Origin of the sequence: Pseudomonas svalbardensis (assembly GCF_030053115.1) — a bacterium.
Taxonomy (GTDB): Bacteria; Pseudomonadota; Gammaproteobacteria; order Pseudomonadales; family Pseudomonadaceae; genus Aquipseudomonas; species Aquipseudomonas svalbardensis.
Map to the genome: position 1 here is coordinate 4,710,800 of NZ_CP125619.1, position 12,080 is coordinate 4,722,879.

General features: G+C 59.2%; 10 protein-coding genes. 3 read left to right on the forward strand and 7 right to left on the reverse strand.

What is annotated here, in order from left to right; genetic code table 11:
- The first annotated feature begins 7 nt into the window (after positions 1–7).
- From fabB to QFX16_RS21780, 3 genes are all read left to right on the forward strand, one after another.
- Positions 8–1,228, forward strand: a complete 1,221-nt coding sequence (gene fabB, locus QFX16_RS21770) for a beta-ketoacyl-ACP synthase I (RefSeq protein ID WP_283181300.1) — start codon at positions 8–10, stop codon at positions 1,226–1,228.
- Between the two features lie 366 nt (positions 1,229–1,594).
- Positions 1,595–1,783, forward strand: coding sequence for a hypothetical protein (locus tag QFX16_RS21775; RefSeq protein WP_095132420.1), 189 nt, complete (start codon positions 1,595–1,597; stop codon positions 1,781–1,783).
- A 121-nt stretch (positions 1,784–1,904) separates the two neighbouring features.
- Positions 1,905–3,242, forward strand: coding sequence for an IS4 family transposase (locus QFX16_RS21780; protein ID WP_283180397.1), 1,338 nt, complete (start codon positions 1,905–1,907; stop codon positions 3,240–3,242).
- Between the two features lie 50 nt (positions 3,243–3,292).
- Here the strand turns inward: QFX16_RS21780 and QFX16_RS21785 are convergent, their stop codons facing one another.
- The 7 genes from QFX16_RS21785 to QFX16_RS21815 all read right to left on the reverse strand — a co-directional run bounded on the left by QFX16_RS21785 (position 3,293) and on the right by QFX16_RS21815 (position 11,930).
- Positions 3,293–3,835, reverse strand: a complete 543-nt coding sequence (locus tag QFX16_RS21785) for a DUF2058 domain-containing protein (RefSeq protein ID WP_283181301.1) — start codon at positions 3,833–3,835, stop codon at positions 3,293–3,295.
- A 28-nt stretch (positions 3,836–3,863) separates the two neighbouring features.
- Positions 3,864–4,697 carry a nucleoside triphosphate pyrophosphohydrolase gene (mazG, locus tag QFX16_RS21790; protein ID WP_149631668.1) on the reverse strand — a complete coding sequence of 278 codons (834 nt, stop codon included), beginning with the start codon at positions 4,695–4,697 and terminating at the stop codon, positions 3,864–3,866.
- Between the two features lie 5 nt (positions 4,698–4,702).
- Positions 4,703–6,946, reverse strand: coding sequence for a GTP diphosphokinase (gene relA / locus QFX16_RS21795; RefSeq protein WP_283181302.1), 2,244 nt, complete (start codon positions 6,944–6,946; stop codon positions 4,703–4,705).
- Positions 6,947–7,070: 124 nt separating this feature from the next.
- A complete protein-coding gene (rlmD, locus tag QFX16_RS21800; RefSeq protein ID WP_283181303.1) occupies positions 7,071–8,423 on the reverse strand; it encodes a 23S rRNA (uracil(1939)-C(5))-methyltransferase RlmD in 1,353 nt (450 codons plus the stop codon).
- Positions 8,423–9,325 (reverse strand): cysteine synthase CysM, encoded by a 903-nt coding sequence (cysM, locus tag QFX16_RS21805; RefSeq protein WP_283184613.1) that lies wholly within the window; start codon positions 9,323–9,325, stop codon positions 8,423–8,425. Before cysM ends, rlmD begins: the two co-directional genes overlap by 1 nt.
- 465 nt (positions 9,326–9,790) lie before the next feature.
- Entirely contained in the window at positions 9,791–11,221 is a 1,431-nt protein-coding gene (locus tag QFX16_RS21810; RefSeq protein ID WP_283181304.1) for a sensor histidine kinase, read from the reverse strand.
- Positions 11,208–11,930: a response regulator transcription factor gene (locus QFX16_RS21815; RefSeq protein WP_283181305.1), complete on the reverse strand. Its 723-nt coding sequence runs from the start codon at positions 11,928–11,930 to the stop codon at positions 11,208–11,210. Before QFX16_RS21815 ends, QFX16_RS21810 begins: the two co-directional genes overlap by 14 nt.
- Positions 11,931–12,080 lie beyond the last annotated feature (150 nt).

Consider the following 12,080-nt stretch of genomic DNA (forward strand, 5'->3'; position numbering starts at 1 on the left):
TATCCGCATGCGCCGCGTCGTTATCACTGGTCTGGGCATCGTTTCGTGCCTGGGCAATGACAAAGAGACCGTCTCCGCTAACCTGCGTGCAAGCCGCCCTGGCATCCGGTTCAACCCGGAATATGCCGAAATGGGTCTGCGTAGCCAGGTTTCCGGCTCCATTGACCTTCCCCTCGAAGAGCTGATCGATCGCAAGATCTTTCGCTTCGTCGGCCACGCGGCGGCTTACGCCTACCTGGCCATGAAAGACGCCATCGCCGACTCCGGTCTGACCGATGAGCAAGTCTCCAACCCGCGTACCGGTTTGATCGCCGGCTCCGGTGGCGCCTCCACGCTGAACCAGATGGAAGCGCTGGACATCCTGCGCGAGAAAGGCGTGAAACGCGTTGGCCCATACCGCGTCACGCGGACCATGAGCAGCACCGTTTCCGCTTGCCTGGCCACGCCGTTCAAGATCAAGGGCCTGAACTACTCCATCGCGTCTGCCTGCGCCACCAGTGCTCACTGCATCGGTACCGCCATGGAACAGATCCAGATGGGCAAGCAGGACATCGTGTTCGCCGGCGGCGGTGAAGAAGAACACTGGAGCCAATCGTTCCTGTTCGACGCCATGGGCGCACTGTCCAGCCAGTACAACGAAACCCCGGAAAAAGCTTCCCGTGCCTACGACGCCAAGCGTGACGGTTTCGTCATCGCCGGCGGTGGCGGCATGGTCGTGGTCGAAGAGCTGGAACATGCTCTGGCCCGCGGCGCGAAGATCTACGCGGAAATCGTTGGCTACGGCGCGACCTCCGACGGCTACGACATGGTCGCCCCAAGCGGCGAAGGCGCCATCCGCTGCATGCAGATGGCCATGTCCACCGTTGACGCTCCGATCGACTACCTGAATACCCACGGCACGTCGACTCCGGTCGGCGACGTCATGGAAATGAAAGGTGTGCGTGAAGTGTTCGGCGACAAGGCTCCGGCCATCAGCTCCACCAAGAGCCTGTCGGGTCACTCCCTGGGCGCCGCCGGCGTTCACGAAGCGATCTACTGCATGCTGATGATGGAAGGCAACTTCATGGCGGGTTCCGCCAACATCGACGAACTGGACCCGGAAGTGGCTGACATGCCGATCCTGACCAAGACTCGTGAAGACGCCACCATCAACACCGTGATGAGCAACAGTTTCGGCTTCGGTGGCACCAATGCCACGCTGGTACTGAAGCGCTGGCAGGGTAAGTAATACCCCGCGTACGCCGCACATAAAAACGCCCCGACTGGTTCGGGGCGTTTTTTTTGTGCCTTTGCTTTTGCTTTTGTAGGAGCCAGGCTTGCCGGCGAAGGCGCACCCAAGGACGCCTTCGCCGGCAAGCCTGGCTCCTACAGGTACCGGTTTGAATCCGCCGTTTTCATCGTCGCAAACATGAAGCTTTTGTCATGAAACTCAGCGGCTTGCGACCAAATGCCGCGTGTTTCAAGGGCTGCAGGATTTTCTCTGATTTTGCAAAAGTCCGTTACCAAACTCAGTCGTTTACTTAGCAGGCTAACCAAACATATAACGGAGTCCTGCACACGCCTTGCTGCAGATAACAGAGATTGGAGCTAGCAGATGACTGTAAAAGTAACTGAACGCGACGATTCACATAAGTCCCACGAAGGCGTAGCCGCCGGTATCCGGATCTGGGACGTGCACCAACAAGACATGCTGGTGGGGATGTTCCACTCCGAAACCGATGCCCACAGCTACAAGGCCGAACTGGAAAAACTGGAGCAGCAACGAGAGCTCCAATCCGCCTAAGCAATGACAGCATTGAAAACGACAAACCCCGCCATGAGCGCAATGCTGTTCACTTAAGGATTGTTGACTAATCCTCAGGCAGCCGGAAAATCCGGAATCTGATAAGGATTCCGGATTTTTTATGTCTGTTGCTCAGGATTTAAGCGCGGTTTTGGATTTTGCTAAGCAACCGCTCTCTCGCCTTGAGGTGTTCACCGATCATATTCCTCATGATTGGATCACCGCAGCGGCCGCTCTGGCGGATAAAGCCACGATCCGACGTCGGCGCTTGCCTTCGGACATAGTCCTTTGGCTGGTAGTCGGGATGGCACTTTTCAGAGGTGAGCCAATAGTCGAGGTCGCTCGCCGACTGAATATTTGTGCCGACGGTCTTGCTAATGAGGTGCTGTTAGCCAAAAGCGGGTTGTCGCAGGCGCGCCAGCGTCTGGGGAATCAGCCTGTCGCTTGGTTATTTCAACAGTGCGCCAATGTCTGGGGATACGAGCGCTACCCGCAAGATGACTGGCACGGTCTTCAAGTCTTTGCCGTCGACGGTGCCTTGTTTCGAACCCCGGAAACGTCGTCATTGCGGGACCATTTTGGCTCCGGCAATACCTCCTCCGATCGTCAAACCCCTTATCCGGTGCTGCGCCTTGTTGCGTTGATGAACGCCCGTTCTCATATCATCGCCAACGCGGCCATCAGCCCTTACCGCAAAGGGGAGATCCCGCTGGCCAAGGACTTCATCGAGAGCATACCCAACCACTCAGTGACCCTGCTGGACAAAGGGTTTTTCAGTGCGGACCTATTGTTGAGTATCCAAAGTACTGAAAAAAACCGGCATTGGATGATCCCGGAGCGTAAGGGTACTGTTCGCACGGAAATTGAACACTACGGCGATGGTGATTACCTAGTCCAGATGAAGGTCTCGCAGCAAGCGCGTAAAAAGAACCCACTGTTGCCTGAGTACTGGCAAGTACGGGCGGTCACCTACGAGGTCGCCGGGAAAGAAAAAACCGTCTTCACCTCCCTGCCAGCCTCGCACTTTAGCGCTGAGCAGGTCGCCACCCTTTATCACGAGCGATGGGAAATCGAACTGGGTTTCAGGGATATCAAAAGCTCAATGCAAGACAATGCCTTGACCCTTCGCAGCAAGACTGTAGACCTGGTGTATCAAGAATTATGGGGGCTGTTACTGGCTTATAACGTAGTGCGTCGAGAAGCCAGTCAGGCGGCTGTAGCTCATAAGCGGGCTCCCAGCGAGGTGAGTTTCAAGTTTGCCTGTCAGCACATCGCCAGCCATCTGGTGGTCATGGCCGGAGCGGTCTCGCCCTCACACACGCCAAGACGCCTGGACGAGCTTCGCGGCAGCATTGGTGTGCTCTTCATAGCAAAACGCCCCAGGCCTGCGAGGCCTAGGGCGGTGAAGATGTCAAAAACCCGGTATCCGGTTAACCGCAAGGCTGCTCCGCTTAAGTGAACAGCATTGCGCCATGAGCGGGGTTTGTCGTTGTTGCAGTCTTTAACGGCTTACCACATCAGATCGTCCGGGATCTGATAGGCGGCGTACGGATCGTCTTCGGCAGCGACTTCTTCGGTCTTCACGTTCATCTGCACGATACGCTGTGGATCGCGCTCCTGGATCTTCAGGGCCGCCTCACGGGGGATCACTTCATAACCGCCGGCGTGGTGCACGATAGCCAGCGAACCGCTGCTGAGCTTGTTGCGCATCAGCGTGTTGACGCAGATGCGCTTGACCTTCTTGTCGTCGACGAAGTTGTAGTAGTCCTCGGTCGTCAGCTTCGGCAGACGCGAGACTTCGATCAACTGTTTGACCTGAGCAGCGCGAGCCTTGGCCTCGGCCTTCTCCTGCTGCTGACGGTTCAGCTCCTGGTCGCGCTTGGCCTTCTCGGCCATGGCTTCCTGAGCCGCCCGCTGCTGCGAGTCATCAAGTTCGATCTGACCTTTGTGGGCCAGACGCTGCTGTTTCTGCTTCTCTTTGCCGACCTGTTTGGCCTGCTTCTGGTTGACCAGCCCTGCTTTGAGCAACTGGTCGCGAAGGGAAATGCTCATGGTGCTTATTACTCACTTAGGCAACTGCTCAACCGCAGCTGGGCAAATTCTTTTCCTGACGTTTGGCTTCGCCCCACAAGGCGTCCAACTCTTCGAGGGTGCAATCTTCTATGGGACGGTGGGTGTCGCGCAATGCCTGTTCGATAAAACGGAAGCGTCTTTCGAACTTGCTGTTGGCTCCACGCAGTGCAGTTTCGGGATCGACCTTGAGATGACGCGCCAGATTGACCACGGAAAACAACAGATCACCGACCTCATCGGCAATCGCTGCCGAGTCATTGTCGGCCATGGCTTCGAGCACTTCATCGAGCTCTTCGCGCACTTTGTCGAGCACCGGCAAGGCGTCAGGCCAGTCGAAACCGACCTGCCCCGCGCGCTTCTGCAACTTCGCCGAACGGGACAATGCCGGCAGTGCTGCGGGTACGTCGTCGAGCAAGGACAGTTGTTCGGGCGCCGAAGATTTCTCCGCCCGTTCTTCAGCCTTGATCTCTTCCCAGCGCTGTTTGACCTGATCTTCATTAAGACGCGGAACATCCAGCGGCGCATACAGATCACCGGTAGGAAACACATGCGGATGACGGCGAATCAATTTGCGGGTGATGCTGTCGATGACGCCGGCGAATTCGAAGCGCCCTTCTTCCCGGGCCAACTGGCTGTAATAAACCACCTGGAACAGCAAATCCCCCAACTCTCCCTGCAAGTGATCGAAGTCACCGCGCTCGATGGCGTCGGCGACTTCGTAGGCTTCCTCAAGGGTGTGCGGGACGATGGTTTCGTAGGTTTGCTTGATGTCCCACGGGCAGCCGAACTGCGGGTCGCGCAGACGGCTCATCAGGTGCAGCAAGTCTTCAAGGCTGTACATCAATTTCACGGAGTCCGGTTACGGCGGGTTTCGATGATGTTTGGCAACTGGGAAATCCGCCCCAGCAACCGACCCAGTGCATCCAGCCCCGGAATCTCGATGGTCAGGGACATCAACGCCGTGTTGTCCTCTTTGTTCGAGCGGGTGTTGACCGCCAGCACGTTGATCCGCTCGTTGAGCAGTACTTGCGAAACGTCACGCAGCAGACCGGACCGGTCGTAGGCACGGATGATGATGTCCACCGGATAGGTGAGCACCGGCACCGGGCCCCAGCTGACCTGGATGATCCGCTCGGGCTCGCGCCCACCCAGTTGCAGCACCGAGGCGCAGTCCTGACGGTGAATACTCACGCCGCGGCCCACGGTGATGTAACCGACGATCGCATCCCCCGGCAGCGGCTGGCAGCAGCCGGCCATCTGGGTCATCAGGTTGCCGACGCCCTGGATCTGGATGTCGCCGCGCTTGCCCGGTTTGTAACCGGTGGCCTTGCGTGGAATCAGTTCCAGCTGTTCGTTGCCGCGCTCCGGTTCGACCAGTTGCTGCGCCAGGTTCACCAGTTGTGCCAGACGCAAATCGCCTGCGCCCAACGCGGCGAACATGTCTTCGGCCATTTTCATGTTGGCCTTTTCGGCCAGCTTGTCGAAATCTACCGCTGGCAGACCGAGGCGGTTGAGTTCGCGCTCCAGCAAGGTTTTACCGGCGGCGACGTTCTGATCGCGCGCCTGCAATTTGAACCAGTGAACGATCTTCGCCCGTGCCCGCGAGGTGGTGATGTAACCCAGGTTCGGGTTCAGCCAGTCGCGGCTCGGGGTGCCGTGCTTGCTGGTGATGATCTCGACTTGCTCACCGGTTTGCAGGCTGTAGTTGAGCGGCACGATGCGCCCGTTGATCTTCGCGCCACGGCAGTTGTGACCGATTTCGGTGTGCACTCGGTAGGCGAAGTCCAGCGGCGTCGCGCCCTTCGGCAAGTCGATGGCATGACCGTCCGGGGTGAAGATGTAGACCCGGTCCGGTTCGATATCGACCCGCAGTTGCTCAGCCAGGCCGCCGATGTCACCCAGCTCTTCATGCCACTCGAGGACCTGACGCAGCCAGGAAATTTTCTCTTCGTAGTGGTTGGAGCCGGATTTGACGTCGGTGCCCTTGTAGCGCCAGTGTGCGCAAACGCCCAGCTCGGCTTCTTCGTGCATGGCGTGGGTGCGGATCTGCACTTCCAGCACCTTGCCCTCGGGGCCGATCACCGCGGTGTGCAGCGAGCGGTAGCCGTTCTCTTTAGGGTTGGCGATGTAGTCGTCGAATTCTTTCGGGATGTGCCGCCACAGGGTGTGGACGATACCGAGCGCGGTGTAGCAGTCGCGCATTTCCGGCACCAGCACGCGAACCGCGCGCACGTCGTAGATCTGGCTGAATTCCAGACCCTTGCGCTGCATTTTGCGCCAGATCGAATAGATGTGTTTGGCCCGGCCGCTGATGTCGGCATCGACGCCGGTGGCCTGCAATTCGTTCTTGAGCTGGCTCATCACATCGGCGATGAAACGCTCGCGATCCAGTCGCCGCTCGTGGAGCAACTTGGCGATCTGCTTGTACTGGTCGGGCTCAAGGTAACGGAAGGACAAGTCCTCCAGCTCCCACTTGATGTGACCGATACCGAGACGGTGAGCCAAAGGCGCGTAGATGTCGAAGACTTCACGGGCGACGCGGTTGCGTTTTTCGTCATCGGCGGTTTTCACCGCACGGATCGCGCAGGTGCGTTCGGCCAGTTTGATCAGCGCGACGCGAACGTCGTCGACCATGGCGACCAGCATTTTGCGCAGGTTTTCGACCTGGCCCTGCGTGCCCAGCACCAGGGATTGACGGGGGCTGAGGCTGGCGCTGATCGCCGCCATGCGCAACACGCCGTCGATGAGTTTGGCGACCACCGGACCGAAGCGCTGGCTGACCGCCGGCAACTCAATCTGGCCTTCGCGCACGCCGCGATACAGGATCGCGGCAACCAACGAATCCTGATCGAGTTTGAGGTCGGCGAGAATCTCGGCGATCTCAAGGCCCGTGCGGAAACTCGAGGTCCCTTCGGACCATAGATTTTTCGCTGCATTGGCCTGTTGTTCAGACGCACGAGCGAACTCGCACGCTTCCTTCAAGGCTTCGCGATCCAGTGCCGGATCGACACTGGCCGCGTGATCGAGCCAAGCCTCGAGATTGATACTGCCGTCGGTGTTGATCGGCTGGTGTGCTCTCACCTGTACCATCTTGCTTACCTTCCCTACGACGCAGATTCAATGCGTCAAATCGCTGACCTTTCGTTACCCGTGAACGCTCGCGGGGCTAATGCGAGCGCGGCACGGGCAGGCCAGTCGGACCAGACGAGCCGTCCTAGCTCGCTTCAAATAACGCCATGGCCTCGACATGTGCCGTCTGAGGAAACATATCGAGAATCCCGGCACGTTTTAACCGGTAGCCCTGCTTGATCAATTCGACCGTATCGCGCGCCAGCGTTGCCGGATTGCACGATACATACACCAACCGTTTGGCGCCCAGAGACGCCAGCTTGCGCACTGCTTCGAAAGCACCGTCACGCGGTGGGTCCAAGAGTACCGCACAAAAGCCTTCGCGCGCCCATTCGGCATCGGCCAAAGGCTGGGATAAATCGGCCTGAAAAAACTTCGCATTATGAAGATTATTGCTAGCAGCGTTTGCAGCTGCCCGCTCGACCATCGCCTGCACACCCTCCACCGCCACCACTTCGCGAACGACCTTGGCCAACGGCAAGGCAAAGTTACCCAAACCACAGAATAGATCGAGAACTCGTTCCTCCGCCGTCGGCTTCAGCCAGTCCAACGCCTGGGCGATCATCGCTTCGTTGACCCCGGCGTTGACCTGGATGAAATCCCCCGGACGGTACGCCAGGTTCAAAGCCCACTGCTCAAGCCGATAACCCAACGACTGGTCAGCCTCGACCGGTTGCGGTTCGCCGTCACCGTGCAGCCACAATTGGGCTTCATGGAAGGCGCAGAAATCCTTGAGGATCGTCATGTCGGCGTCGGACAGCGGCGCCATGTGCCGCAGCAACACCGCCAACGACGAACCGCTGAACAATTCCACATGCCCCAGAGCCTGAGGTTTGCTCAAGCGCCGAAGCATTTCCGGCAAGCGGGTCATGATCGACTGCAAGGGTTGTACCAGCACCGTGCATTCGTTGATCGCAACGATGTCCTGACTGCCAGCGGCGCGGAAACCGACTTCGAGTTTTTTCGCCTTCATGTCCCAGCGCACCGCCACTCGGGCGCGACGCCGGTAACCGAATTCCGGACCGCTCAGCGGCGCGGCCCATTCTTCGGGTTCGACACCGGCGACCTTCGACAATTGCTCGGCGAGCATGCGCTGTTTCAGGGCGAGTTGTTCGTTGTGCGGCAGATGTTGCACGCTGCAACCGCCACAGCGACCGGCATGCGGACACGGTGCAGGGCGGCGCAGTTCGCTGGCCTGGAACACCCGTTCGGTGCGCGCCTCGACCACTTTGCCGTGGGCGCCCAACACGCGCGCTTCGACTTCTTCACCGGCCAATGCGCCGAGGACGAACCAGGTGCGACCTTCAAAAAACGCGATACCGCGACCGTCATTGGCCAGGCGCTCAATACTCAAACGCTGCTTTTTGCCGGTCGGAATTTGCGGGGCCTTGCTGCCGCCGGTGGGCTGGAAGCGCAGGCCTCTCTCTTGCTTGGCCATCAGTTAGGCGCGTCGAAAATGCCGGTCGACAAGTAACGGTCGCCACGGTCGCAGATGATCGCGACGATCACCGCGTTTTCAACTTCTTTGGACAGACGCAGCATCGCTGCCACCGCACCGCCCGAGGACACGCCGCAGAAGATGCCTTCTTCGCGGGCCAGACGACGGGTCACGTCTTCGGCTTCGCTTTGTGCCATGTCGACGATCCGGTCCACGCGCTCGGCCTGGTAGATCTTCGGCAGGTATTCCTGCGGCCAGCGACGGATGCCCGGAATCGCCGAGCCTTCCATCGGTTGCAGACCGATGATCTGCACGCTCTCGTTCTGCTCTTTCAAGTAGCGCGAAACGCCCATGATGGTACCGGTGGTGCCCATGGAGCTGACGAAATGAGTGATGGTGCCTTCGGTCTGACGCCAGATTTCCGGGCCGGTGGTGGTGTAGTGCGCTTCGGGGTTGTCCCCGTTGGCAAACTGATCCAGCACCTTGCCGTGGCCTTCGGCTTCCATTCGCTGGGCGAGGTCGCGGGCGCCTTCCATGCCCTCTTCCTGAGTGACCAGAATCAGCTCGGCACCATACGCCGTCATGGCGGCTTTACGTTCGGCACTGGAGTTGTCCGGCATGATCAGGATCATCTTGTAACCCTTGATCGCGGCGGCCATCGCCAGGGCGATCCCGGTGTTACCCGAGGTCGCTTCGATCAGCGTATCGCCGGCGTGGATCTGCCCGCGCAACTCGGCGCGGGTGATCATCGACAGCGCCGGACGGTCCTTGACCGAACCCGCCGGGTTATTCCCTTCGAGCTTGAGCAAAAGGGTATTGCTGGTGGCGCCAGGCAGGCGCTGCAAACGGACCAGCGGAGTGTTGCCGACGCAATCGGCGATGGTTGGGTACTGCAAGGTCATGGCGTAATTCGCAATCCAGACTGCGGGGGCGCCTATCATACCGACAAACCTTCGCAGGCCATATCACGCAAAGTATGGTGCTTATGGTTTATGGGAATAAGGGGCAGTTTCCGTATTAAGCTGTTTGCGCGGAATAGACCTGGGCAGCTGCTCAAAAACTGAACAACCCTCACACACCGAGGGGCGGGTTTGTGTCAGCAGCGCTGACACTTTTGCCGGCTGGACGTCGCTGCGTACGCACAGTGCAGCTTTAAACAAGGTTTGCACTGGGAGAAAATGATCAGGTTGTTCGACCAGAGAATTGTCGCACCGGTGGTGCGACTTTCACCTCAGCGTGACAGCCCTTGTAGATCCGATGGTTGTTGGGCCCAAGAAAACTGTCTCACCAGCGGTGAGACTTTTTCGTAATGGTGACCCGACGGGCCTCTTCGCGGGCAAGCCCGCTCCCACAGGGTGCGGAGTTGATCACACGATTTGTGGCCGGCAGAGAACCACTGTGGGAGCGAGCTTGCTCGCCATGGCGTCAGCACTGGCGCCACCAACATTTGCCACCAACCGCATATTCAACCGCAAACCCGCCCCGGTGTTCTCAGCCCAAAGACTCCCGCCCTGACGCTGCACCGCATTCCTCGCAATGCTCAACCCCAAGCCAAATCCACCATTCCCCGGCCGCGAGCCATCGAGCCGAATGAACGGACAGAAGATCCGCTCAAGATCCACCTCAGCCACCCCGCCACCCTCATCCTCCAGCCACACACGCCAGAAGTCGCCATCGCGCTGCCCACCCAGACGCACAACGCCGCCCTGCGGTGAATGACGAATGGCATTGCGCAGGATGTTTTCCAGCGCCTGAGCCAACGTATTGAGATGGCCGCGCACCCAGCAGGACGAATCCACCGCGCACTGCAACTGGCTCGCCGGCCAGCCACTTTCGTAGCAGGCATTTTCCGTGAGCATGTCCCACAGCGCCTGAACCTGGATCGATTCGTCGGGCAATCGAGTGCGTTCGGTGTCGAGCCAGGCCAGTTGCAGGGTGTCTTCCACCAGACGCTGCATGCCATCGACCTCACGGCCAATGCGCTCGCGCAATTGCGTCAACCCCTGCTCGCTTTCGCTGGCCACCCGCAGGCGACTCAGTGGCGTGCGCAATTCGTGGGACAGGTCGCGCAGCAGTTGTTGTTGCAGGGCCACCGTGCCTTGCAGGCGCTCGGACATGTGATCAAAGGCCCGGCCCAGTTCACCCAGCTCATCAGGGCGAGTGGTGATGCGGCTCGACAACCGCACGTTCAACTGGTCGGCCCGCCAGGCATTGGCCTGTTCGCGCAGACTGTTCAAAGGCACGACCAGCAACCGATACAGACCGACGCACAGCAGCAAGGTGAACAGTCCGGGAATCACCCCGTTGGTGATCACCCGCCAGAACACCCGGTAGTGCCCGGGCACGAAACGCCGGGGCAGTTCGATCACCAGACTGCCGGCGGACGGATCGTTGGGAAAAGGCACCCTCAACCACGGCAGGCCTTTGGTATGGCGACTCGTCGGCGAATCCAGACTGCGTAAAAAGGTCAGGCGATGGGTTTCTTTTTCCGTCAGCGGGTAACTGCTCAATGACTGCAAATCGCCGCCAATCACGCCGACCCATGTCGACTCGCGATGGCCGACGCTCTGCAACCAGGCATCGACGCCTGCACTCTGGCGCTTATTCCACGCCTGCTCGGCCTCGGCGGCGTAGCGCATCAGCGTGCCCCGTGCCTCGTCGGACAGGAACAGGTTTTTCTTTTCCATGTAGCGCCCCCAGGACCAACTGAGCCAGATCATCAGCAGACAGAACGCCACCAACAAACACGCCAGTTTCCAGAACAGCGAATGCCTGCCCGGCAGGTCACTCCACTTCATCGACAGCACTCAATACGTAGCCCTTGCCCCACACCGTGCGCACTTCGCGCTCGAGGTAACCGATGGCCTTGAGCTTGCGGCGGATCTGACTGATATGCATGTCGAGGCTGCGGTCATGGGGCGCGTAACCGCGCTGCAGCACATGCTGGTAAAGGAAGGCTTTGCTCAGGACTTCATCGTCATTGCGATTCAACGTTTCCAGCAACCGGTACTCACTGCGGGTCAGGCCGGCAGCGTGTTCGCCATAAAAGACATCACAGCATTCATCGTCGAAACGCAGGCTGTCCGCCGAAGGGGCAATCGGTGCCGGCGCTGGCCGGCGGTCGAGCGCGACCCGTCGCAGGATCGCTTCGATGCGCACCCGCAACTCGACCATGCTGAAGGGTTTGGGCAGGTAATCATCGGCGCCCAGCCGAAAACCACTGATGCGATCCGCCTCGGCACCGAGCGCCGACATCAGCACCACCGGGGTGGAATGGCTCTGGCGTAATTGCGTCAGTACGTTCAGCCCGTCCAGGCCCGGCAGCAGAATATCCATCAGCACCACATCGAAGGCTTGCTGGCGGGCGATGGTCAAGCCTTCCAGACCATTCTGGCACCAGGTCACCTGAAAACCGCAGCGCCCCAGGTGCTCATGAACATAAGCACCGAGCACGAGGTCGTCTTCTATAGACAGGATACGAGGATGGCCAGCGGTGATGGGAGTCATGACTATCTGCAAATAATTCTCAGTTGGCGATTATTCAAGATTGCCTCGCTGCGGGCAACACAAGGTTTGCCCGTGAGGTAAAAGTGGCGATCCAGCCGACGAATGCCGACATCAATTTTACGAAGATTGCCCGCCTGCAAATCGCTACAC